This window comes from Rhodococcus sp. NPDC079359, assembly GCF_040702585.1.
In the GTDB taxonomy this organism is placed as follows: Bacteria; Actinomycetota; Actinomycetes; order Mycobacteriales; family Mycobacteriaceae; genus Rhodococcoides.
This window is the reverse complement of the sequence record NZ_JBFBLH010000008.1, coordinates 213,609-238,273: the sequence shown is the minus strand read 5'-3', so window position 1 is coordinate 238,273 and position 24,665 is coordinate 213,609. Positions and strand designations below refer to the sequence as shown.

At 64.8% G+C, this 24,665-nt stretch carries 18 protein-coding genes and 1 pseudogene; 11 read left to right on the top strand and 8 right to left on the bottom strand.

The genetic code is table 11. The features are described 5' to 3' along the window. Positions 1-5 precede the first annotated feature (5 nt). Together AB0362_RS19780 and AB0362_RS19775 are read right to left on the bottom strand one after the other, a co-directional pair. Positions 6-1,115 carry a hypothetical protein gene (locus tag AB0362_RS19780; RefSeq protein ID WP_317549452.1) on the bottom strand — a complete coding sequence of 370 codons (1,110 nt, stop codon included), beginning with the start codon at positions 1,113-1,115 and terminating at the stop codon, positions 6-8. A gap of 61 nt (positions 1,116-1,176) precedes the next feature. After that, positions 1,177-2,358, bottom strand: coding sequence for an FAD/NAD(P)-binding oxidoreductase (locus tag AB0362_RS19775; RefSeq protein WP_269595458.1), 1,182 nt, complete (start codon positions 2,356-2,358; stop codon positions 1,177-1,179). A 269-nt stretch (positions 2,359-2,627) separates the two neighbouring features. Between AB0362_RS19775 and AB0362_RS19770 the strand changes: the two genes are divergently transcribed. After that, entirely contained in the window at positions 2,628-2,897 is a 270-nt protein-coding gene (locus tag AB0362_RS19770) for a hypothetical protein (RefSeq protein WP_094640019.1), read from the top strand. Positions 2,898-3,074: 177 nt separating this feature from the next. Then, positions 3,075-3,482: a VOC family protein gene (locus AB0362_RS19765; protein WP_317810796.1), complete on the top strand. Its 408-nt coding sequence runs from the start codon at positions 3,075-3,077 to the stop codon at positions 3,480-3,482. Positions 3,483-3,496: 14 nt separating this feature from the next. Here the strand turns inward: AB0362_RS19765 and AB0362_RS19760 are convergent, their stop codons facing one another. After that, positions 3,497-4,471: a sigma-70 family RNA polymerase sigma factor gene (locus AB0362_RS19760; protein WP_317810797.1), complete on the bottom strand. Its 975-nt coding sequence runs from the start codon at positions 4,469-4,471 to the stop codon at positions 3,497-3,499. A 91-nt stretch (positions 4,472-4,562) separates the two neighbouring features. Between AB0362_RS19760 and AB0362_RS19755 the strand changes: the two genes are divergently transcribed. The 4 genes and pseudogenes from AB0362_RS19755 (at position 4,563) to AB0362_RS19740 (ending at position 9,220) form a co-directional block, all read left to right on the top strand. Next, on the top strand, positions 4,563-5,543 hold the full coding sequence (locus tag AB0362_RS19755; protein WP_149407769.1) for a GTP pyrophosphokinase family protein: 981 nt from the start codon (positions 4,563-4,565) through the stop codon (positions 5,541-5,543). A 50-nt stretch (positions 5,544-5,593) separates the two neighbouring features. Then, on the top strand, positions 5,594-7,078 hold the full coding sequence (locus AB0362_RS19750; RefSeq protein WP_317810798.1) for a DUF2079 domain-containing protein: 1,485 nt from the start codon (positions 5,594-5,596) through the stop codon (positions 7,076-7,078). Between the two features lie 107 nt (positions 7,079-7,185). Next, positions 7,186-8,328: pseudogene (locus AB0362_RS19745) on the top strand (sulfite reductase subunit alpha); the annotation flags it as partial. A gap of 166 nt (positions 8,329-8,494) precedes the next feature. Then, the gene (locus AB0362_RS19740; RefSeq protein ID WP_317810799.1) at positions 8,495-9,220 is read left to right on the top strand and encodes a hypothetical protein; all 726 of its coding nucleotides are present in this window, start codon (positions 8,495-8,497) and stop codon (positions 9,218-9,220) included. A 7-nt stretch (positions 9,221-9,227) separates the two neighbouring features. On the opposite strand, the gene recD is transcribed toward AB0362_RS19740, so the two are convergent. Genes recD through recC form a run of 3 tightly spaced genes read right to left on the bottom strand, consistent with a single transcriptional unit; the run spans position 9,228 to position 17,700 of the window. Continuing rightward, positions 9,228-11,090 carry an exodeoxyribonuclease V subunit alpha gene (gene recD / locus AB0362_RS19735; RefSeq protein ID WP_317810800.1) on the bottom strand — a complete coding sequence of 621 codons (1,863 nt, stop codon included), beginning with the start codon at positions 11,088-11,090 and terminating at the stop codon, positions 9,228-9,230. Beyond that, positions 11,087-14,428, bottom strand: a complete 3,342-nt coding sequence (locus tag AB0362_RS19730; protein ID WP_317810801.1) for a UvrD-helicase domain-containing protein — start codon at positions 14,426-14,428, stop codon at positions 11,087-11,089. Before AB0362_RS19730 ends, recD begins: the two co-directional genes overlap by 4 nt. Beyond that, the gene (recC, locus tag AB0362_RS19725; RefSeq protein WP_317810802.1) at positions 14,425-17,700 is read right to left on the bottom strand and encodes an exodeoxyribonuclease V subunit gamma; all 3,276 of its coding nucleotides are present in this window, start codon (positions 17,698-17,700) and stop codon (positions 14,425-14,427) included. The genes AB0362_RS19730 and recC overlap by 4 nt, the downstream gene beginning before the upstream one ends. Positions 17,701-18,048: 348 nt before the next feature. Between recC and AB0362_RS19720 the strand changes: the two genes are divergently transcribed. Further along, positions 18,049-18,747, top strand: coding sequence for an excalibur calcium-binding domain-containing protein (locus tag AB0362_RS19720; protein ID WP_317810803.1), 699 nt, complete (start codon positions 18,049-18,051; stop codon positions 18,745-18,747). Positions 18,748-18,753: 6 nt separating this feature from the next. Here AB0362_RS19720 and AB0362_RS19715 read toward each other — a convergent pair whose 3' ends face one another. Next, positions 18,754-19,263, bottom strand: coding sequence for an O-acetyl-ADP-ribose deacetylase (locus AB0362_RS19715; RefSeq protein ID WP_300521584.1), 510 nt, complete (start codon positions 19,261-19,263; stop codon positions 18,754-18,756). Next, positions 19,260-20,186, bottom strand: coding sequence for an ADP-ribosylglycohydrolase family protein (locus tag AB0362_RS19710; protein ID WP_317810804.1), 927 nt, complete (start codon positions 20,184-20,186; stop codon positions 19,260-19,262). Before AB0362_RS19710 ends, AB0362_RS19715 begins: the two co-directional genes overlap by 4 nt. Before the next feature lie 61 nt (positions 20,187-20,247). Here AB0362_RS19710 and AB0362_RS19705 point away from each other — a divergent pair, with 61 nt between their 5' ends. The 4 genes from AB0362_RS19705 (at position 20,248) to AB0362_RS19690 (ending at position 24,641) form a co-directional block, all read left to right on the top strand. Next, a complete protein-coding gene (locus AB0362_RS19705) occupies positions 20,248-20,922 on the top strand; it encodes an NUDIX hydrolase (RefSeq protein WP_317810805.1) in 675 nt (224 codons plus the stop codon). Positions 20,923-20,970: 48 nt separating this feature from the next. Beyond that, a complete protein-coding gene (locus tag AB0362_RS19700; protein WP_300521592.1) occupies positions 20,971-22,137 on the top strand; it encodes a hypothetical protein in 1,167 nt (388 codons plus the stop codon). A 91-nt stretch (positions 22,138-22,228) separates the two neighbouring features. Continuing rightward, complete coding sequence (locus AB0362_RS19695) at positions 22,229-23,530, top strand: hypothetical protein (RefSeq protein ID WP_317810806.1); 1,302 nt, start codon at positions 22,229-22,231, stop codon at positions 23,528-23,530. Between the two features lie 91 nt (positions 23,531-23,621). Further along, positions 23,622-24,641: a diiron oxygenase gene (locus AB0362_RS19690; protein ID WP_317810807.1), complete on the top strand. Its 1,020-nt coding sequence runs from the start codon at positions 23,622-23,624 to the stop codon at positions 24,639-24,641. The last annotated feature ends 24 nt before the right edge of the window (positions 24,642-24,665 follow it).

Sequence of the window (24,665 nt, the reverse complement as noted above, 5' to 3'; positions counted from 1 at the left end):
GGCACTCAGTCGCGCCACTGCGTCCGCACTTGATCACCGACGAAATGTGTGTTCTCGGCAGACATTTCCCGGCTCCCCGACCGCCCGACGAGGTCATCGATCCGATCGTCCAAGCTGTGCGCTCGGGCCATCGCGTCGGACGTGCGGGCCTCGGTCTCCGAGGACTCGACCACATTCGCGAGTCGAACCAGCGCAGCGACCCGTCCGGTCAGCTGTTTCCACACCACTTCCAGTGCGCCACGCCGGGATTCGACCTGCGCTGCGGTCTCCTCGTCAACCATAGTCTCACCGATCCGATTCAGCTCGGTCGCTACCGTGCGCAGCGACGCGGCATCGACCGCGATTTCGGTGAGTTCGACGAACAGGTCCAACTGGTTGCGTTGGATCTCGAAATACGTCGACTGCCATGCCGGCGACCGCCGCACCCGATCGAACGAAGTGCCGGCGAGGAACAACAGAGTGTCGTAGCGATCGACGAAGCGGTCGTCTTTTCGATCGACGAACTGATCTACCAGTCCTGTTGCCCACTCGACCCTGTCGGCCACCAGGGTTTTGCGCGCCAGCGTGCTGACCCGATCCGTGGCCGCGTCCACCAGAGACAGGCCTCGCTCGGCGATGGGGCCGAACTTCTCCGGCGCAGGCGTCCTCGTCAACGCATCGAAGATCGCATCCCGTTGGTCCAGATCGAGGTGAACACCTTCTCGGCGCTCTTTTCGCGCCGCGCGTACTCCGGTGGCGTAGTGCCGATTGGACATCACCACGGTGGTGCGGTGGTGATTGACGCGTTTGCTCAACTCGGCAGCTCGAAGTTTGTACACCAGAGCCGATCCGGGCTTGCTCGTCGTGTCTTTGGCGAGCCACCGATCGCGTTCGTCCACCAAGTTACGGAGCGCGCCGAATCCCCCGATCGACGGCAGCAAGCGTCCGGCATGCCATCGATTGATGAGCACAGCTCGGGTGGCCTCGTCCACGCGCCCGGCCGCGATGGCGACCGCCGCCGCGTCGGACAGCGGTTCGGAATGTCCGGGCAACCGGCAGCGGGCGCAGCGGCTGTGAACCTCGTCGTCGAATCGGGCACGCTGCTCGGCCGACCCACTGCCATCGAACTCGGACATCATCTCTCCTAGGTCACGTCCAACCGACGCTGGTCCGCTCACTTTCGAGTGTTCCAGAAGTTCAGATCAGTCCGCTCAACGATTGCTCGGTCTGCGGCTTCTTCTCGGCCAGCAACGTGCGCGCCACGTCGAGCCCCTCCCAGACGTTCCACATCAGGACGCCCTGGACGACGGCATCGTCGTCGAGGTAGTACACGACGCCTTCCTTGCCGACCGTCTTCCAGTCCTCGATGACATTCAGCGTCGTGGACACCGTGCCGATCGCCTGATATCCGTCGTCGTACACGTCGGAATAGAAGTACGGGGTGTACGTGTAGGGATCTGCGGCACCGGCCATATTGCGTCCTGCGGCCTTGCCCATTTCGGTCGCGTTGTCGACATGCTCGATGCGTCGGCGACCGAGAACGGCGTCGGGGTAGTTCGCCACATCACCTGCGGCGTAGACGTGTTCGTCCTCGGTCCGGAGGAACTCGTCGACGATCACTCCGTCGTCGACTGCCAGCCCCGCAGATTCGGCCAGCTCTGTTTCGGGTCGCACACCGAGTCCGAACACGACTCCGTCCGCCTCCACGGTCGAACCGTCGTCGAGTTGAAGTTGCACGCGCGCCGACGCCTCGGCCCCTGACACGACCTTCGTTCCCCGGCGCACAGTGACGCCGTGGCCGGAGAAACCCTTGTCGAAGCCGGCAGCCAGGGTCGGCGGAAACATGTGTCCTCCGAGTACGGCATCCGAGGTGACCAGTGTGACCTTCACATCCTGAAGAGACAACGCAGCTGCAATTTCGGTGCCGATGTATCCGCCCCCGACCACAGCGATGTGATCGGCGGTCTTCGTGAGCTCGCGCAGCGCTCGGTAGTCGGCGAAAGTGCGGAAGTACACCACGCGGGGGCTGGGAGACAGTTCGATCCGGGTCGGCGTTGCACCCGTTGCCAGGAGGAGTTTGCCGTACTCGTGGCGTTCTCCGGATTCGGTGGTGACCGACGAGTTCGAGCGGTCCACCGAGGCGACTCGAGTTCCGGTGTGCACCTCCGCACCGGTGTCGGAGGCCGTGTCCAGCGAGACCTGATCGCGGCCGAAATCCGGATCGGTCCACAGCTTCTTCGACAGCGCCGGGCGGGTGTACGGCGCGTCGGGGTCTGCGCCGAGTACGCCGATGGAGCCTGACGCGTCCTGCTCGCGGATCCCGCGAGCAGCGCTGTCCGCAACCATTCCCCCGCCGATGATCAGGTAGTCGTAACGCATCGTTCACTCCTCGAAAGTTGCCGTCGTTCGCTTCCGTAGGTACCCGAACAACGCGAGAAGAATCCTTCGAGCCTTTCCCCCCGAGAACCCGCAGGTGGGGGGAACCGACCGGACTGTATGCAGCATCACACCCCGAAGAGGTTGGCCCAGGCCCGTCCAGTGGGCATCTTGGTCTGGGCGACGAAACATCGTTTTTACACGGGTCGAGCTGTAACGGTTCCGGCCGACCGAACGACTCACACCTCAGGACGCGAACAAAAGGAGACGATGTGACTGTTCAGATCGATTCGCTCGCAATTGGCACCGACAGTGCCGACATCGCGACAGCTGACGTCGACCAGCTCTTCGACGAAGTTTCAATGCTCGACGGCACCATCCTCGACGCCATCGAGCGTCGTACCCGCCTGGCGCGCACGCTTGCTGCGGCAACGTCCGGCGCCACCGAGTCGGACCAGGCAGCCGACCCCTACGCAGACCTCGGCAACGACGGCCACGTCTTCACGCGCATGCTGTCACGCCTCGCGCAGATCACGCGATAACTACACGCCCCCTTCAGCTTCGCAGTCCGCGACCCCGTCGAGCACCCGCTCGGCGGGGTCGCGTCGTGTCGGCACATCCACAACCCGATGACTTTTCGGATCGATCGCTGTCAGTACGAGCAAGACCGTTGTTCGACGGTCCGAAGCAGCAAGTTCCTCCGGAAAAGGTGCGTACCCATGTCCCGTTTGTTGTTCGCCAACATGCCCGTCCGCGACGTCGTCGCCACCCGCGCATTCTTCGAGGGTCTCGGATTCGAGTTCAACGATGTGTTCAGCGACGAGAACTGTGCCTCGATGGTCGTCAGCGATCGGGCAACCGTGATGTTCCTGTCCACCTCTCGATTCGAGGACTTCATCTCGGACTCGATCTGCAACACGGGCTCGGCCCGGGAGGTGCTGATGTGCGTCTCTGCCGACAGTCGCGAGGAGGTCGATTCGCTCACCGACGCGGCGATCGCCGCGGGTGGATCGAAATGGATGGAACCCCAGGACCACGGGTTCATGTACGGCCGGGCGTTCCGAGATCTCGACAACCACGTGTGGGAAGTGATGTGGATGGATCCGTCGGCCGTGCCGCAGGGCTGACCTACCTTGTCGCCCTAGAGGCGGTCGGGCAAGCCGAATCGATCGAACAGAGTCAGATCGAAGAAGCAGGCCACGTGCCCGACCCCTCTGGCATCGACATCGAGAACATGCAGCTGGAAGGCCCGGTGCACACCGTCCTCTGCCAGCATGTACAGCCCGTACGCAGGTTGACCGTTGGCCGAGGTGGCCACCATCCGCATGTCGCCTGCTCCGTTTGCGGGGCAGTTGTTCCGGATGAGAGATCCGATCGTTTCGCCACCCTGATACCACCCGACGAACGGCGGCATTTCCCATACTGCGTCCGAGGTGAACAGCGTGACCAGTCGATCGATGTCGTAGCTCTCGAAACACTCCACGTACTGGGTGAGAAGTTTCTGTAGTTCCGCGGATTCGATGGGCTCGACGTTGTCGAGCTCGGGCGCGATCTCGTCGAGACGCTCCCGTGCTCGCTGCAGGAGGCTGTTGACTGCGGTCGTCGTCGTGGCGAGAGCTTCGGCAACCTCCGACGCTTTCCACTGCAACACTTCGCGCATCAGCAGCACCGCGCGTTGCCGCGACGACAGATGTTGCAGCGAGGCGACGAAGGCGAGCCGTACGGATTCTTTCGCCACCACGATCGAGGCGGGATCGCTCGCATCCGCCAGGTCGCAATCGGCGATCGGCTCGAGCCACGGAACCTCGTTGTTCTGTACCAGTTCGTCGGTGGGACCTGAACTCGGTGCGCCCAAACCCGTCGGCAAAGGACGCTTCGCCCGACCGTCGAGAGCGGTGAGGCAGGTATTGGTTGCGATTCGGTACAGCCATGTGCGCAGGGACGATCGGCCCTCGTACTTGGCGTACCCCCGCCACGCGCGAATGTACGTCTCCTGCAACAGGTCCTCGGCATCGTGGATCGACCCGGTCATGCGATAGCAGTGTGCGAGCAACTCACGGCGAAAGGGATCGAACTGCTCGACGAAGTCGTCCTTCTGTTCCGAGGCCACGGTCATGCGGTAGAGCGTAAACCGGACACCATCGCACCACAGCTCGAATGCGCGCCGCCGAAAGGATCGGCGACACTTCTGCGTTAACCTCGGCATCGTGACATCGGCAACGAATATCGACGACTTGGTCGAAGAGCTGTACCTGCAGCGTCGTCGAGCGTGGGAAGCCGCTCTCGTCACCGCGCAGAATTTCCTCGAGACCATCGCCGACGAGATTCTCGAGGACGTCGATCGAGACCGATTGAACGCGCAGATGGCACGCATCAAGGACCCGGGCAGATCGGCCGACAAACTGCGCCGCTACCTCTCCGAGGGCCGCATCACCGAACCGACCGACGCCGATGCCGTCGCCGAGGCGTTGCCCGATCTCGTCGGCGTCAAGGTGCTGTGCAAGACCCCGCGCGATCAGCTGACGTTCGTTGCCGCGCTCGAGCGTGCGTGCAACGACCCGGAATGCTCCGTACGGTTCGCGCAACCACCCACCGACTACGTCGCCTTTCCCAAGCCGAGCGGCTACCGCGCGTATCACGCCGTGCTGGTCGTTCGAGTTGCCACTCACCAGGGCGATCTCGACGTGAAGGTGGAAGTCCAGGTCAAGACGCGCCTGCAGGACGCCTGGGGCGAGCTGACACACGAGGACATGTACAAGCCCGGTGAGGCACTGAAGCCGACCAAGAAGCACACCGACTACGCCGCGCACATGGCCCACCTGCTCGACCAGGTGGATGCGATGGCCGACGATCTGGCCGCGCAGCTCGACTCGTTGACGGCCGCGTCCAAGGACGGCGGCGTGCTCGCGGCCGACCCGATTCCGAAAGATCCGGACTTCATCAGTGCCAGGGTCACCCGCACCGGCCCACGTTATGCACTCGCCGTGGGACCGGACGGCCGTAGAGGCCTCGTTCCCGCCCGATCGGTGAAGGCAGTCATCGGCTCGACCGACAGAATTGCCGTCAACGATTACCTCGAGGTGGGCGACTTCATCGATGTGGTGGTCGAGGACTCCGAGGATGCGCTCTACTATCACCTCACCTCGCAGCCGCCCCGACGCAAGCCTGCGAAGAAACGCAAGCGCTGACCGGCGGTTCTCAGGAGCATCTCACGTCGGTCCGGTAGACATGCCTTCTCGTGACCACTACCGAGAAATCCACGGTCGTCACCGATGCCGACAGTGTCGACACCGCGACCGACAGAACAGCCACCGACAGAACCGCGACCACGGACCGGCGCGCACGACTCCGCTCCGCCGAGACGTTGGTGCCTGCCGTCTCGTTCGCCGTGCTGGCGACCCTGTACGCGGTGATGTCCGTCCTCGGCCATCGCCAGCTCCGCACCTCCGGATTCGACCTGGGCATATTCGTTCAGCAGATCGCGTCGTACTCGCAGTTTCGCGCGCCGACGTCCGATCTGCTCGGCACCGGCTACAACACGCTCGGCGATCACTTCTCGCCCATCACCGCGTTGTTGGGGCCTGTCTATCGGCTGTTCCCACACGCGGAGACGTTGCTGATCGCGCAAGCGGTCTTGTTCGCACTCGCCGTGATTCCGATCAGCCGACTGGCGGTACAGAAGTTCGGCACGATCGTCGGCATCGTGATCGCCGCGGCGTTCGGACTGTCCTGGGGCGTCCAGGCTGCGCTGAACTTCGATTTTCACGAGGTGGCCTTCGCAATGCCGCTGCTGGCCATGTCGATGGTCGCGCTGGTTCGGCAGCGCTGGCTGCCGGCCTTGGCTTGGGCACTGCCGCTGGTCTTCGTGAAAGAGGACATGGGTCTGACAGTGATTGTCATCGGGGCTTTGGTGGCGCTGTGGACGACCGGACGAACCCGCATCCTGGGTGCGCTGACGGCCGTCTGGGGACTGACCTGGATGGTGCTCGCGGTCAAGGTGATCGTCCCGGCCCTGAGCTCCGACAACTCGTACGACCAAGGCTCGAAACTGCTTCCACTGGGCGAAGGCATCGCCGATACAGCGCACGGTCTGGTTGCCGGCGATTCGCGGGCGGCCACGGCGTTTCTGCTGCTTGCGATCACCGGCTTCTTCGCTCTGCGCTCTCCGCTACTGCTGATCGCGGTCCCGACGGTGGCATGGCGTTTTCTCAGTGACAACACGAACTTCTGGAAGCCGATCTATCACTACAACGCGATCCTCATGGTCATCGTGTTCGTCGCCCTGCTCGACGCGTTCGCGCGCAGCCACCGGCATGGTCAGCTCAGCGAACGCGGCCGGCACTACATCGTCGCGTTCGTAGCCGCGTTCGCGGTCGTCACAATGCCGTTCCTGCCCATGTCACGCGTGGTGCATGCCCAGGAATGGACGATCGATCCGCAAGCCGAGACCGTCCGAGAAATCTCCGAGTGGATTCCTGCCGATGATCGAGTTGCGGCGTCGAACAATCTGGTGGCCCAACTCGTCGCCGACCACGACGTGTCGGTCTTTCCGCAGCGCACGACCGATTCGACCGTCCCGGATTGGATCGTCGTGAACCGCGAACGGCCGCCGGGTTGGCCGACGGACCAGACCGGTGATCGTCAGGCGATCAGCCGCGCGCTGGCGAGCGGATACGACGTCGTCTTCTCCGTCGACGGAATAGAGGTCCTGCACCGCGAGTGACTGCGCACGATTAGTCTTCGAACAGTCGACCCTTCGCTCGACGCATCGTGACGACAAATGCAAGGCAGGTACAGGACATCGACGCTCGAATCGGCGATCTCGGCGCCACCAAGACCGCATCGAAGCGCTCACCGTGGAATCGAAAGAATCCCTACCGCGCGCAGGTTCTGGGCAACAATCGCCTGTCCGGTCCGACATCCGCAAAAGAAGTTCGACACTTCGAGATTGCGCTGGGCGAGAGCGGCATCACCTACGAGGCCGGCGACGGTTTCGGCGTCAAACCCGTCAACGACGCAGCACTGGTCTCCGCCGTCGTCGACCGCCTGGGAGTGCCGGCAGACACGGCCGTCCACACGAAATCCGGCGAGATCACCCTCGCACAGGCGCTGACGACGGAGTACGAAATCGGCATCCCGTCCATGGATCTGATCGAGGCCGTCGCCGAACGGGCCGGTGACGCCGAGCTCGATCACGTTCTGCAGAACGGCGACCGCGCATCGTACGACGCCTGGACCTGGGGTCGCGATGTCGTGGACGTTCTCGATCTCGATCGGTCGGGGACGTTCGATCCGGCCGAATTTCTCGGTCTGCTGCGTCCTCTGCAACACCGGGTCTACTCGATTTCCTCGTCGCCGATCGCGCACGAGGGCACCGTTCATCTGACCGTGTCCACGGTTCGATACCGGTCGGCCGAGCGTGATCGAGGCGGCGTCTGCTCGACGTATCTGGCCGATCGGATCGGGGACGGACATCAGGCGGGAGTGTTCCTGTCCGCCAACAAGTCGTTTCGCCTCCCGTCCGACGACACTCCGATCATCATGATCGGGCCGGGAACCGGAGTGGCCCCGTTCCGCGCGTTCCTGCACGAACGTCGCGCCCGCGGCGCTGCAGGCGAGAACTGGCTGTTCTTCGGCGATCAGCATCGAGCGAGCGACTTCCTCTACGAGGACGAACTCACCGATTTCGAGCGCAGCGGTCTGCTGACGCGACTCGATCTGGCCTTCTCTCGCGACCAGCACGAGAAGATCTACGTACAGCACCGCATGTGTGAGGCGGGAGAGCAGCTGTACGGGTGGCTCGAAGCGGGCGCGCACCTCTATGTGTGCGGCGATGCGACGCGCATGGCCAAGGGCGTCGACGAGGCACTGCACGAGATCGTCGCCGAACACGGTGGCCGCTCCCCCGACGCCGCCGAGGACTATGTCAACGAGCTCAAGCAATCGAAGCGCTACCTGCGCGACGTGTACTGACGCGGTTTCTTGTCGGACCCCCTCGCTACGGTCTCGGGTACAGGCATCAGTTCTCGTCCGAGAAGAGGGTTCGCACCGTGACCGCACTGCAGAACGGCCATTTCGACTCCACACCGCGCTCGCGTGGGCCACGTTCACCGAAAACCTGCATGCGCGTCTTCGGACCTTGCCGCGGCGCGACTACATCACGGTGTCCGCCGCTCAGGCGAGCCCCGGCGAGCGTGGGTTGCGCCCGTACATCGACGTGGCGGCGACGGACAGCGGCGTGCTGGTGTCGGTGGCAGCGCTGCCGTCACTGCTGTACCCGGATGCCCCGGACGCAACGGCAATGGATGTGCAGCTCCTCGATTGCGGTTGGCTGGATCGAGGCAAGCCGGTCGCAGACGGGACGATCATCGATCTCACGCGAACCGACACACGAGCCGATGCGGCGCTCGTCGCGGAGATGATCACGCGCGCGTTCCGCGAGATCTGGAACGTCCCACATCCGTCGTTCCTGAGCGTATGGAGCGTGGCGGCCGACGGAGCATCGTCGGGGCCGGTCGACCTGCAACGCGGGTCCGTCGGTCGCACGACCGGCGCAGCGACCGAAAGGCTCTCGGAGACATCCGACGACGTTCCTGCCGAGCTGAGGTCACTTCAGACGCTGTGCCAGTTGATCGGTCGGCGCGTCGACGCGCACACCGTTCGATCGGTGTGCGCGAACGGCGATATCGACGCGTTGACAGCGCGGGCACTGTCGCTGCATCGATCGGCCGCTGTTCGCGCTCGCCCCGACGACGCGAGTGGGACGAACTCGGTCGCGGTCTGGAAAAACCTCGCCCGCACCTGGCTCCTGGTCGCACACAGCATGGACGCGGTGACGAGGGCAGACCGACACGCGTGCCGGTGACGACGAACTACAGGATGTTTCGGCGCAGGCCGCTCGCTCGTAGCACGTGACGTTCGACGCCCGCTCGGATGGCCTCTTCGGTACCGATCACCCGTACGTGCGATCGAGCGCGGGTGATGGCGGTGTACAACAGCTCTCGGGTCAACAGTGTCGACGCCTCGGCGGGCAGCAGAACCGAGACCGTGTCGTACTGACTGCCTTGGCTGCGGTGGATCGTCATTGCGTACACGGTGTGTACCGAGGAGAGCACATTCGGGTGGATCAACACGTGGCCACGACCTCGGGCGAACGCTGCCATCGGAGTTCCGTTGTCTCGCAACACCACAACGCCGGTGTCCCCGTTGTAGATCCTTGCCTCGTGGTCGTTGGCCGTCACCAACAACGGCTGACCGGGGTACCAGAGCGAGGGATCGAGAAACGTACCGCTTCCTTCTGCTACCCACTCCATCGCCTGCCGGTCCCACCGCGAGACCCCCCATCGACCCTCGCGGTGCGCGCACAGTAGGCGATGTTTCTCGAGCCCGAGCAGTGCTGCGGTGGCATCTCCGCGTACTGCAGCGGCGGTGACCTCGGCTGCGGTGTCGATCACGTCGGAGCGCAGCGCGTCGACGTCGTCGGGGCCATGAAACGAAATCTCCTCCGCGCCGGAGTCGAGCAACGCCATGACATCGTCGCCCCGGCCGTCTCGCACGGCCACAGCCAAGCGAGCGATGGCTCCGCCGAACCGTCGGCCGCGACTGAGCCGAACGACGCCGCCGCGCAGTCGGTCTCGCTCGAACGGGCTCAGAGCGGCTTCCGCGGGGTCCTCGGCGGCGGCGAAGTCCGCGTCGACGAGCTGCGCAAGAACCGGGTTCTCGATTCCGGTCACCGGCCTGGCCACCAGATCTGCCAGCACCGCGCCCGCGTCGACCGACGTCAGCTGATCCGGGTCGCCGACGAGAATCAACCGGGACTCCGGACGCACGGCTTCGAGCAGCCGACACATCATCGTCAGCGACACCATCGAGGTTTCGTCGACGACGATGACGTCGTACGGCAGCCGGTTCTCGGCGTCGTGCCGAAACCTCGTCTTGCTGCCGGGCTTCCATCCCAGAAGTCGGTGCAGCGTCATCGCTTTCAGATCTGCTGGAAGCCCGAGGAGTCCGGCTTGTTCGGACACGGACTCCTGCAACCGGGCTGCGGCCTTGCCGGTGGGTGCGGCGAGCCCGATGCGCAGATCGCTTCCGTGTTCGCGGACGAGGAGCGCCAGAATTCTCGCTACGGTGTGGGTCTTTCCGGTTCCAGGTCCGCCGGCGATGACCGTGGTCCATTGGGTCGCCGCCAGAGCTGCCGCTATTCGCTGTCGATCGGGAGCGGCCGTCGGCGCGCCCGATTCGTCCACGAACAGCGTGGCCAGCGCGTCGCCGATCTCGACGGCATCGGCGGCGGGATGGGATTGCGAACGCACGTCGAGCAGATCCCGAACGGCGCTCTCCTGCAAGTGATATCGGTCCAGGTACAGCAGCTCACCCTGATCGGTGTCGACCAGTTTCAGCGGCCGCAACGGTCCATTCGGGCTGCCGACCACCAGTGGACTCACCCTCAGTGCTCGCAGCACGTCGTCGAGCTCCGGCCACGGAAGCGCGCTCGGATCGACGTCCGAGTCCTCGTCGACGGTGACGTCCCGCAGTCGTCGCAGATCCAGGCACACAGAGCCCGATCGCACCGAACGCACGGTCAGAGCAGTGGCGAGCAGTACGTTCTCCGACGGCTCTCCGGCCAGGGCACCGAGGCGCAGCGCCACGTGCACGTCGGATGCCGACAGCACACCCACATCGTTGAAGGTGCGCAGGATTCCACTGCCGCGCAGCGCAATCGAGACGCCGGTCATCGAGTCACCTTCCCAGCGAGCAGGTCCGACAGCTCGATCACCAGTGCGGCCGGCGGATCCCAGTCGAACACCCCACACCCGGCGGGGGTCTGCGGTCCGACCATGCCTCGCACGAACAGGTATCGGATTCCGCCGAGGTGCAGTTGCGGGTCGTAATTCGATTGACGCCAGCGCAGATATCGATGCAGCGCAACGGCATACAAAATGGCCTGCAGCGGATAGTGCGATCGGATCATTTCCTCGGCCATCTTCTCGCGCGTGAAGTTGCCGGTGGTCAGATCGCCTCTGGCGATTCGATTCGTCTTGTAGTCCACCACGACGTACCGCGGTCCTGCCACGCGCAGAACCGAGTCGATACTTCCGGTGAGAAAGCCGCGAAGTGGTGTCGACTCGAGACCGTCGAGCAGATCCGCGTAGGACGCCAGCACGTCCGTCGGATCGAGGTGATGACGCAACAGGCGCGCCACGGACTTCAACGTGACTGTGTTCGCCACCGGATCGTCTCCGCCGGCCAAAGGCAGCTCGAAGTCGAGCTCGGCCAGATGGTCGGACGGCGCTACCTCGGCCAGCGTCCCGAATCCCAACGGTGTCTGCATCACCGGTAGCAGGGCTTGGGCCAACGCCGCCGGATCGACCTCCGCCATCCGCGACGCCACCGCCGCAGCGCAGCGACGTTCGAGTTCCGCAAGCAGATCGGGTGCGGACGTGTCGACGTGTTCGAGTGCCTCGTGGACGAGCGTTCCGAACGCCGCGCCGGCAGGCATGCCGTTCATCGGTGACGCGATTCCGTCCAGCTGTTCGTCGAGATGCTCACTTACCGGGTATTCGCTGCCCACGGCCGTGTCGGCGGGCTCGTCCGTCTTCTCGGGATGCTCGGTCTCGCTGGTCACCCCCACCTCGGGCTGGGCGGGCGCAGCGTCGTGAGCGTGAGCTGTCAACGCGGAGTACGACGTTCGACGCCACAGCAGGTCGAGGGTTCGATCGAATCGTGCGGCAGCGACGTCGAGTTGCGGTTGCTCGGGACGAATCCAGTGTGCGGTGGACGGCTCGCCGGGCCCCACCGGTTCGACCGAGATGAGGTCGGCTGCCGACCCGACCCAGGATTGGAGCCGGTTCGCCGTCGTCGCGTCGTCGAGAACCTTGTACGACGGCTCCGGCAGAGCAATTCCGGGGATGCGTCCGAACAGCATGCGGTGCAGCGAGGACGTCGCGGTGTTTCGGCCCGGGGCCCACCACAGCACGATCCGACTCTCGGCGCGGGTGAGACCGACGTAGAGCAGTCGCAGTTCCTCGCCTGCTTCCTCCTGGTCGTTGAGGATCTTCCTGGCCGCGTAGCCCGTTCCGGACGGTCCGCCGACGTCTCGGATTCGCGTGCCGTTCTCGTGCAGCAACAGCGTCGACGGCTTGCTGAAGTACAACGTGTCCCACGCGTAGGGCAGGTAGACGACCGGGAATTCGAGCCCTTTGCTGCCGTGTGTCGTCATGATCTGCACTGCGGCGGAATCACTGTCGAGTCGACGACTGCGGTCGGTCGACCCGCCCGCTGCCGGTTCCTTGATTCGGTCGGTCAGCCAGCGAGTGAGGGCGGTGATTCCGTAGGACTCGGATACCGCGGCGCGATTGAGCAATTGGGCGATGTGCCGCAGGTCGGTCATCGTGCGTTCACCGGCTTCGACCGCGAGCAACCGGGCGTCGAGTCCGGACTGGGCCGACACCCGCTCGAAGACTGCAGCGAACCCGGCCTCGTCGAACAGCACCGAATACTCACGCAGCCGGCTGCTGACCTGGGACAGCGCATCCTCGGCCCCGGAGTCGAGTTGTGCAGCGGTCCACCCGAGCAGCGGAGTCAGGGCGGCCAGACGTACGCGATCGGTGCGATGGGGTTGCTCGATCGCCTGCAGCAACCACAGCCAGTGTCGGGCACTCTCGGTACCGAACACACTGGTGCTGCTCGACACGACGGAAGGCACCCCGACCGCGTCGAGTGCGTCCCGAATCAACGCCACCTGCTTGGTCGTTCGGGTCAACACCGCAATGTCACGCGGTTCGATCGCCCGGTGGCCGTCGGGTCGCTCGAGCTCGGCATGTCCGGACAACAGCTCGACGATGTCCGCCGCAACGTCTGCCGCAACCCTGGATCGGAGTCGGTCGACTGCCGGAAAGCCCTGCCGCAGTGGACCAGCGCCGGTTCGCGGTAGGAAACGCAGCCGCAGGGGAGGATGTCCGACCATGCGCGAGAGAGGGTTTCGCGCTTCGACTGGGTGCACCACGATGTCGTCGTGACCGAGGGCTGCGCCGCCGTACAGATGGTGCAGGGCGTCGAGCAGCCCCGAATCACTACGCCAGTTGGCGGTGAGCTCGTAGAGGTGGTCCGCGGTCTGCACGGCGTCGAGGTAACTCAGTACCTCGGCTCCGCGAAACGCGTAGATGGCCTGCTTCGGATCGCCGACGAGGATGAGCGTCGTGGAGCCGTGAAACGCCCGCCGCAGAATGTCCCACTGCATGGGGTCGGTGTCCTGGAACTCGTCGATCAACACGACGCGGAATCGATCTCGCACTCGCGCACAGGCAGCCTCACCGTGGACGGGGTCCGACAACACCGAATGCAGAAGTCCCAGAAGATCGTTGTAATCGCGCACACCGAGTAGGCGTTTGCGACGTTCGATCTCCCGGCGCGCTTCCCGGGCGAACCGCACACGCAGTGCCGGCTCGCGATTGTCGTCGTCCGAGTCCTCGGTGTCGGGATACAGAATCGACTGCTGGTCACCCACGGCCGACAACGCCAACTGCTGGGCATCCCGCCTGCTGAATGCCGGTGCCTCGTCGTCACCGCTGAACATCTGCAGATACAGATCGTCCACGACCTGTTCGAGTAGGTCCGAGACGGATTCGACGAACGTCGATTCCGGTTCGCGCTCGCCTGCGATGCCGAGTCCGTCGAGCATGCGCTGACAGAAACTGTGAGTGGTGACGATGGTTCCGGCGTCGAAGTCCGACAAGGCCCTACGCAACCGTCGACGCCGCCGGTCGACTTCTGCGTCGTCGACTGCGGCCAGAAATGCCACGAGTGGATCCCGAGATGCGCGAGCGGTGTCCGGGTCGGCCAGGTCCCGGGCGATCGACGCAAACCTGCTTCGGGTGCGATCACGGAGTTCCTGGGTCGCGGCTCGACTGAACGTCACCAGAAGCAGGTCCGAGATCTCGGCGATCCCTTCGGCGATGTAGCGCGCGGCCAACCCCACGATCGCGTACGTCTTGCCGGTCCCGGCGCTGGCTTCGAGGACGGTCGTTCCGGTCGGCATCGGACCGAGCAGGTCGAATCCGCGGGCGGCGGTCATGCGTTCCCCATGTTCTCGGCGATCAGCAACGGATCCCACAGCTTTCGAGCGAGAATCCCGAAGCGGCTCTTCTCGTTCGAGGGCTCGGTCTCGTCGGCGAGCGGGGCTGCAGCGAGCAATGCCTGGAACGACAAGGCCGAACCGTGGACGTACCGTAACGATCGATCGGTGCCGTCGCCGAAGTCGCCCCGCCAAGCCCACGTGGCCGAGTCGTAGCCGTCCTCGATGGACCCGCCACCGAACCGCTTCTCTGCGTATGCCGATGCGGTACCGGTCGATATCGGCAGCGGCGACGTCATTCCACGATCACGCAAGTCCACCAGATCTTTCAGTACGGCAACGGGATCCCGCGGGGCGCTCAGCCGAGAGCGACGAGGCGGGCGCATTCCGCTCGCGCGGCCGATGGTGACGGCGCTCCAGTCCCCTGCCTCCGATGCCGCTACCGCCAGCAACCGCACCCACGCGGCCAGCCGGTGCTTGGCGGCCAGCCGCGAGTACGACGAACGTGCCAGCGTGCGGCCGTGGATTCCGGTGACGGTGCCGGTCAGGCGGCGGCCGTCGCCGAGATCGACCGCGACGTCGATCGTCTCGGCCGGACCCTCGTGGAAGGGAGCGGCCGCGTCGGCGATGATTCCGACGATCTGCCGGATGTCGGACATCTCACGGCGACCCTGATGAAACGGCGGGAGGGTGCCGCGCCGCCACTCGGCGTCGGCGAATTCTCCGATGTCCCCACCTGCGAGCACTGCAGCGAGCATCCGATCACCGATGTTCCACCGGGACAACGGATCCAGCTCGATGTCCAGGCTGTCCGCCAGGTCGTCCTCTAGCTCGGGAACGCGAAAGCCGAGTCGTTGCCGCAAGAAGGCCTGCACCGGGTTCTCGACGAAGGCGATGAGTTCGGCGAGTTCGACGTCCCCGCGATCGGCCGGAGGAAGCGCGTCGGGCAGAAACGGTGGTACTGGATCGGGCGTCCGCTGCTGGGAGACGGCTCCGGCCAGGGCCACCGTGTCGAAGCTGAACGGGTGCTCGGCTTCGAAATTGTGTGGATCGAAGGGCTGCAGCGGATGCCGATGTTCGACGCTTCCGCCCGCGGTCACCTCGAGCACGTCCATCAACTCACGCAGCGGGATCGCGGGCGGCTTGGCCGACCCGTCGACGGGGTCTGCTCCGGTGTAGAACAACAGCAGTTTCTCCTCGGCCGACATCACCGCGTCCAGGAGCAGTTGCCGATCCTCGCTGCGAGTGTCTCGTTCGCCGACGGCCGGATCGCGGGCGAGGATGTCGTCTCCGTCGATACTGCCCACTCGGGGGAACACCTCGTCGTCGAGCCCGAGCAGCACCACCACTCGGTGCGGCACCGAGCGCATCGGCACCATGGTGCACACGGTCAGCTCGCCGGTTCGAAAGTTCGCTCGGGTGGGTCGGCCGGCCAGTCTTCCGGCCAGCATGGCACGCACGTCCGCGAGCCGTAGCTCGGCGGTGCCGCCGTGTTCGGTGGCGTCGGAGATCTCGCGATGTGCTTGTGCCAGTTGCCATTCGTCGGCCGTTGGCACGTCGGCGAGGAGATCGAGGGCGCGCCCCAGCTGCCGCGTCCACTCGGTCACCGATGCCGGACCGGAAAGTGCCCGGAGCACCGAGGCGAGCCGGTCCACCAGCTCGGCGAAGCGGCCGGCGAGGGTGATGTCGTTGCTGTCGACATCGTCGAGAGGCAGCGCCAGGTCGAGGTACTCGTTCCGAGTCTCGTCCGCGGCCACTCCCAGCAAGATCCGATCGAGCGCCGACTTGAAGGTGTTCTGGCGAAAACCGTTCAGGCCATACGCTTCTCGCTGCCGAACTGTCAAACCCCAGCGGGCACCTGAGCTCGTCACCCACTCGCGCAGTCGCTCCAGATCGTCGTCGGTGAACGAGAACTTCTCCCGCACCGGACCACTGGCGGCGAAGTCCAACAGCTCGCTCGCCGTCACCCGCCCCTCCGAGAAATCCAGCACCGTGGCGATGACGTCGAGGACGGGGTTGGTACGACGCAGGCCCCGATCGGCCAGCCGCACCCGTAGCCGGTGCCCCGGATGAACCAGCGCCGTCTGCCCGAAGTTCGCGCGGATCAGCGGCGCGTAGGTCTCGACATCCGGGCACATCACCAGCACGTCGCGTGGTTCGAGCGTCGGGTCGGAAGTGAACAGATGCAGCAACGATTCGCGCAGAACTTCCACCTGGCGAGCCGGTCCATGACACGCGTGAATCTGCACCGATCCGTCGGCGAACGTAGTGCCGTCCTCGAATTCGGGAGTAGGAGACGAATCCGCGGTGATGTCCGACTGAATTCGACCGAGCAGAGTGTTCGCTGCTTGCGGCCCCTCGTGATGCACGGTGTGCGTCGCCACCGACGCGATGGTGGCCTGGAGTTCTCGCACGTCTCGCGACAGGCCGGCCAGCAGCGGGTGCTCGACGGCCAGAGCTGTCGTGTCGTCTCGTCGGCGCGTCACCGCCGGGATCTCGGCGAGGGTGTGCCACATCGACGGGCTGGGATGCGGAACCCAGATGTGCACGTCGCGAGCCTGCGACAGCGCACTCAATATCTCGAGCTGATCGGTTGTCAGCCGGGTCGGACCGAACACCGACAACCTGCTCGGTAGGTCCACCGACTCCGGTGCATCTCGGAGTCGTGCGCAGGTCTGCGGCAGGCGCTCGGCTGGGCTCGGGCTGCCGATTCGCTCGCGCAGCGCGGCCCACACTCGCGGTTGCCACAGCAGGTCCTCGTCGAGATCGCCACCGTGGCCGTCGGTGAAGCGCCCGTCGAACCAGTCGCGCAGCATCTGGGGACGCTGAGACCCGTACGTGCGGAACAGTTCTGCCACATGCGACGCCGTCGACCAGCGGCGTCCCACCCGATGATCCTCGGAATCTGCACCGAGATGCTTGAACAGCACCGACGCCCAGGCTTCCGTGCGACAGTCGTCGATCACCTCCAGCGCGGTCCAGAGAACCCGGCCCGGAGCCCAGGGATCGTCGTCGGGGTCGATGTCGTCGACCGCAGCAATGGCGCGCGAGACCAACCGCGTCGGGCTCGGGAAGTCGATGTTGGCTGCGATGCCGTCGCCATCCGAACCGCCCAGTGTGCTCGACAGTCGCTGTGTGAGCCACCGCTCGACGCCCTTCGCCGGGACCGACACGATCTCGGGCACGAACGGATCGTCCAACGGCACGGACAGGATGTCGGCCAGTGCAGCCGCGAGCGTTCCAGCGCGTTCGGCGCGATGAAGCGTCAACACCGTCGCTGTCCCCTGCCTGCTCGTATCGGTACCCGATTTCGGGCTCGTGACGACCCTACTCGAGCCACCGACAGATTCTGTGCGACGAGTCGAGCCGTCGATGCCGCTCGTATCGGTCTCCGATCCCGACGGCAGTTCTATTACTTTGATAGGCGGTTTTCACGAGCACTACCGATCGAGCGGTTGCCGTTCTCGCACGGGATGTAACGACGTACCCCGTCGGTACGACATGGTGAACGGAAATGCGACCGACCGGTTCGAATAGAACGAGACGGTTGCTTCCGGTCTCGCGGGTGACATCTCGGCCGCGACATCGACACCTCTCGCGATCCGAACGGACCCCTCGACATGACCAGCGCCTACCCGCCGCCCTTTCAGCGACCGGCACCCGAGGCTCGAGCGCCTCGCCGCCCCCTGTTCGGGAAGGTATTCGCTTGGGCCGCGATTGTTTTCGGTGCTTTCTTTCTGATCGGGGCAGTGGTCTCGTTCGAGTTCGGCGCGCTGCTCGTCGGCGCCTTGCTGGTCGGCAGCGGAGTCGTGTACCTGCGCTCGTCACCCGCGCGGGGCCGCAAGGTCTGGGCGGTACCTGCCATCGCCGTCCTCCCCGCCCTGTTCGTGATGGGACTGACCACCACGACCGAACCCGAGACCACGACCGCCATCGCACCGGTCGCGGCCGTGCCCGCGTTGCCGACGGTCACGAAGACCACCGCGCCGCCGTCGACAACCACACCGGTCCCGACCACCACCACCGCAGCCCCGACGACCGAAGCAGTCGCCGCCGTCGTCGAGATACCGACGACAACGGAATACATCCCGCTGCCCGAGCCCGCGTACATCCCCGAGCCCGTCTACACGCCGGAGCCGGTGTACACACCCGAGCCCGTCTACACCGCTCCCGCGCCGTTGGCCGCAGTGCCTTCTGCCGTCTCGTACGCCAATTGCGATGCGGTCCGTGCAGCGGGTGCAGCCCCGATCTACGCCGGGGATCCGGGATACAGCACCAAGCTGGACCGCGACGAAGATGGCGTCGGCTGCGAGAACTGACCGCAGTCAACCCACCAACCGCCGCGTCAGGTTCGCGGCTTCGCGGGAGTAGGCGATCAGCATGACGAGGTCGACCGACGGCCGGGCAGCTTTCACTGCCACGACCTGTTGGGTGACTGCGTCGTGCATCGGCCATCCGTAGGACCCGCCGGAGATCAAGGGAAAAGCGATGGACTTCAGGTTCATCGACGCTGCCAGAGCAAGACTTCGGGCATAGCAGAGTCGCAGCAGCTCAGATCTGTCCTCGTGCGGGGAGAAGCGCGGGCCGACGGTGTGAATGACGCAGCCGGCGCGGAGTCTGCCCGCGGTGGTGGCGACGGCTGCGCCGACGTCGAGGCCGTGCGGCAGGGTGGTGGCCCGCAGCGCCTTGCACTCCGCGAGGATCGTCGGCCCACCGGCTCGATGGATCGCACCGTCCACTCCCCCGCCGCCGAGCAATCGTGCGTTGGCGGCATTGACGATCGCATCTGCGGCAACGTCGGTGATGTCGCCCTGGACGACGTCGATGATTGTCATGAAATCTCCTTCGCTGCAATGATGTTCGTGGTGATTCGATCGAGGTCGTCGGCGCGCAGCCCTGGGTAACCGTGGACGATGTCGCGCCATTCGCGCGGCACCGCCGATGCGCCCCAACGCGCTCCGAGGAGTCCTCCCGCTATGGCTGCCGTGGTGTCGGTGTCGCCGCCGGCGCGGACGCACAGTTCGAGAGCGGCAGGCAGAGGCCGGTCCGAGTCGGCGGACCGATGGATCGCCCACCACGCCGTCTGCAGAGCGTGGACGACCCAGCCGTTGTTCGGGAAATCGGACGGCTGCCCCTCCTGCGCCTGATCGAGCAGGGGCTGCCAGAACTCGCGGACGGCGGCGGCGGCGGCGGCCAGAAATTCACGCACCCCGCCGTATGTACCGCGAAGAACCGCGTATCGAATTGCGTACGTCCACAATTGGCATGCCTCACCGGCATGCGGGTCGGAATGGGTGAGGGCACTGATCCGCGCAGCAGCAGCTCGACATCCGGCCGCATCGTCGAGGTAGGCCAAGGCGACGGGTGCGGTACGCATGAGCGATCCGTTGCCGCCGGTTCTACCCGACAGTGACGCTGCCGCCGCGGTCATCTCGGCACCGCTGAGTGTGGTCTGCGCGAGCACGGAGCGCGTTTGATTTCCTACGTCCGGAGGGTTCTGGGCAAACCACGCGCGAAAATTCTCAGCGATGTCGTCGATGTCTCCGCCCTGTTCGAGAGCACGCGCGACGCAGAGCGCCATCGAGGTGTCGTCGGTCCATTCCCCCGGGGCCCAATCGAATGCGCCGCCGCCGACCATGGCGATCGTCGTCTCGGGTGAGGGGTATCCGAACTCGTAGCCCGCGCCCAAGGCGTCACCCACTGCCGTTCCGAGGAGAACGCCCCGCGCTCGGTCGTGCTGAATGTCCGACAACTGCATACCTACCCCTTAGATCGATGTTGATCTAAATATAGATCATTACTGCGCTAAGCTGCAACGCATGACCTGGCGAGACCGAGACGGCAACGCGCTGACCGACTACCCGCGCCCCTCCGTGGCAGTCGACGTGGCGGTACTGACCGTCCGCGAACAGCAGTTACACGTCGTCGTGGTGCCGTCGGAGCGCGGCCCCGCGCTACCGGGCACCTTTCTGCGACCGTCGGAGACTCTCGCCGACGCGGCAGACCGCGCGTTGAGGACGAAGGCCGACTTGATCGATCTCACTTTTCACCAGCTGAGGATGTTCGACGATCCCGACCGCGACGACCGCGGCTGGGTCCTGTCGATGGCGCACGGCGCAGCAATCTCGGCTCGATCATTGGCTCCCACAACCGAATCGATGCCGATAGACGACTCCGCACCGGTGGAGACACTGGCCTTCGACCACGGCACCATGGTGACCGAGGCAGTCCTCGACCTCCGTGATCGCTACGCGCGTGAGGTCGATCCCGCACTGTTGACGGACGCGGAGTTCACCCTTCTCGAACTCCGCGAGCTGTACGAGATCGTGTTCGATCGCGCTCTGCCGAAAGACACGTTCCGACGTCACGTCATAGGGTCACTCGAAGGGACAGGCACAACCTCGACCGCAGGCGGCGGCCGCCCCGCAGAGCTGTATCGTCGCGCCTCGAATCCAGCTCTTCCTGCATCTGTGGGCTCGTTCCTACTTCGCTGAGGGCACGGATCGACGAAACCGGACATGCCTACCGATAAGCTGGCAGTCATGGGATCGAAGCGGCCTGCCAACCGCGGACAGAAACGTGCAGAAAAGACCAAGGCCCGGCAACGGCGTCACCAGCAATCCCGACCGGCCCCCACCGGTGCCGTCACCGAACGCATCGCCGATCTGATCGACGGTTTCGTCGAATGGCTCGACGAGAGCGAGATGTCGGAACAATCGGAGGCGATCTCTCGACTCGTGTCGTCGACACTGACCCAACTGGCCGGAGCCCGTAACGGCTTCTCTCCCAGTGCCTGGCTGCCCGCCGATGCACACCTGCTGGTGGACGCCGCGGAACGCATCCTGCAGGACGAGTCCGACACGGCCGAGGACACCGCGGTCAATCTGGTACTCACGTCACTGCAGTACTTGACCTTCCTCGACGAGACCGATCTCTGGGACGGCACTCCCGAGGACTACTCGCACTGCATGGAAGATCTCTCGGACTTCCTCCAAGGCGACGAGCCGGACATGCTCGACGCCGACGACATCGATCTGCCCGACGTCTCGCTGGCCCAGGAACTCGCCGCGATCTCCGCGTTGCCGCTGCTACCCGCCCTCGACGACATCGTCGCGCGCGTGGCCGACGGGTTGGCGGTGGGCGAGGACGCCGACCTGCAGCGCGCGGTCGGCTCCACCCCGCTCGATCCCGCCCGGCTCGAGGTGGGTGCCGCGGTCGACTACTGGTCGACGGCCATCGCGACCGAATTGATTCGCATCGACGGTGACACCGCCAGGCCGGGCGACAATGCGCATTCGCTGGCCGGCCGAGGCGCGGAGACGGTGCACGAGCTGGTCGCCGAACACGTTCGCGTCCAGCTGTCGGGAGATGCCGACGACCCCGATGTGTCACGTTCGCTGGCGAACACTTTCGCGGTACAGACGCTGCTCGCCGCCATGACGGACGAGCTCCCCATCAACAACGAGGGCGAGGACTACGCCGAACTCGAAGGTGAGGATCTGCGCACGGCGCAGTTGATCGACCACCGCGTCCGATCCCTCATCGAGCAGGGCATCCTTGTCAAGATCGAAGAAGTACTCGCCGTTCCGCACGCGTTGCGTCCGGCAGTGCTCGACGGTGTCGCCGAGGCCCTGCCGTTCGGTGTGATCGACGAGGAGTCTCAGCACGACCCGCTCCACAGCTCGGTCGAGGATTCAGCGTCGTCGTGACGGCCCCCGCGAACACCGAGACCGTGTCGGTGGTCGCCGCTAGCGTCACCGACTGTGCGTTACGCCAACGCGATCTGGGTAAGGAGCCGACATGAGCGATTCACTCGAGTTCGACTTCGACGTCGACGCTGCCTGGATGCAGTTCCAGCGCAGACTCGGCGACTACGTCAGCGCGATGCGCGACGGCGATGCGCTGGTGATCGAGTCGCGATACGACAGCACCGACGGCGTGCCCGACACCGCAGCCTGCGTGCAGTTCTACGCCTGGGATCTCGATATGGTCCGCTGCGAGATCCCGGCGAACGAGCACCTGCATCACAGCCGTGCCATCACCGAAGAGCAGCGGGAAGCGCTCAGCGCGTTGGGGTTTCGCATGTCGGTCGATTCCGAACCGACCGCACCGCACGTGGACCGGAATCGATCCTGGTCCGACGATCTGGCCAAGACGACCGTTGCGGTGTTCCGTGACATCTGGGGTCTCCCGCATCCGTCGTTCCTGAGCTCGCGCGCCACCGGCCGATACGACGTACCGAGTTTCGACGTCGCCACCCCCGAGCCCGGCATCACTGTCGTTCCGATGTGCGTACAGCCCAAGGGCAAGGAACACCTGCAGCAACTGGTCGATCGAGCGCTCGAGCCGTGGTTCGGTTTCCCGCCGGATCACGACCCCGACGGCGACATCCCCCTGCGGTTCGTCAACGGCACCGCATACGTGTCGGTCAAGCCCACCGAACCTGTGGTCGAGATCAATTCGACGCTGGTGCACGCCGTGTCGGGACGAACCCGCGCAGCCGAGTTGTTGGTCGATCTCAATTTGCAGCTGCCCGATGTGATGCTGCACCTGGTCCAGGACTGCATCGTCGCCCAGGTGCGGGTGAGCGGCTCCCCCTTCGTCGCCGATCACTTGCTGTGGGCAGTGCGGATGCTCAGTCACGTATGGGAGCAGGTCGACGAGAAATTCGCCGAGGATTTCGGTGGAGCGCTCGGCGAACCGACGCCGCCCCCGATCGAGGCCGAGGACTTTCCGGACGGTCTGCTCGAATTGGTCGATCTGATAGCCGAATCCACGGAGCCACTCGATCTCGACACCGTCCTCGAACGTTGTGACTCCGATCGCGATGTCGTCGCCTCCTACCTGCGCATCAGCGCCGAGCAGGAGGCGTCGTGGCGTGGCATGGCGGTCGCTGCCGATCTCGGGGACGAGCACTGCGACGTCGGCGAGGCAGACCGCGAAGCCGGCAAATGGGGTCGCGCCGTGGCTGCGCTGCGCGAGGTACTGCGCAGCACACCCGAACAGGTCACGCCGGTGGTCGATCCGTCGGCGATCCAGTTGCAACTGTTCGAGACCGACGAGGTGGCCGAGGTATCCGACGAACGTTCGGACGAACAGTAGAGGGAAAACGAGCACGGTTTTCCAGCGCGCTTCCCTTTCGTGTTAACTGGGGTTACATTAACTCCATGTTCGCACCTCGTTTGGAGAAGCCATGACACTGACGACAGGCACCGTGTCCGTTTCGGTCGATACCGACACCGCGGACGAGCAGCAGTACATCGAGACACTCACCCTGTTGTCCGAGGGTTCTGTTCACAAGCACTTCGACCCGTACGTGGATATCGACTGGGAGTCCGAGAAGTTCGCGGTGCCCGCGAACGATGTTCGCTGGGTACTGCCCGCGAAGACGGACCCGATCGGTGGCCACGCCTGGTACCGAGCACTGCCGCTCGAGAAGCAGATCGAGATCGGCATGTGGCGTCAGGCCAATGTCGCCAAGGTCGGTCTTCAGTTCGAGAACATTCTGATCCGCGGCATGATGCAGTACGTGTTCTCGCTGCCCAACGGCTCGGCCGAGGCACGCTACTGCACCCACGAATCCATCGAAGAGTGCAACCACACCCTGATGTTCCAGGAGATGGTCAACCGCGTCGATTCCGATGCTCCCGGCATGAGTCGCCCGATGAAGATGCTGTCGCCGTTCATCCCCCTGTTCGCCACTTTGTTGCCCGAGTTGTTCTTCGTCGGCGTTCTCGCGGGAGAGGAGCCCATCGACCACATTCAGAAGTCGGTCCTGCGGTCCGGTGAAGAGATCCATCCGATCATGCAGAGTGTCATGGCAATTCACGTCGCCGAGGAAGCGCGGCACATCTCGTTCGCACACCAGTTGCTGCGTCGCCGCGTCCCCAAGATGTCCAAGTCCGGACGGTTCTTGCTCTCGCTGGCCTTCCCGATCACGATGCGCATTCTGTGCGATGTCATCGTCATTCCGCCGAAGAAGTTCTGGACGAAGTTCGACATCCCGAAGCAGGTGAAGAAGGACCTGTTCTGGGGCACTCCGGAGTCGCAGCACGCACTGCAGGACTACTTCGGAGACGTCCGCATGCTGGCCAACGACACCGGAATGATGAATCGCGCCGCTCGCCTGATGTGGAAGCTGTGCGGAATCGACGGCAAAGCGTCCCGTTTCCGCAGCGAACCCGACCGCAGTTCCAGCCAGTTCGCCGCATAGCGCCAGCCCCAGCCGTCAGGAAAC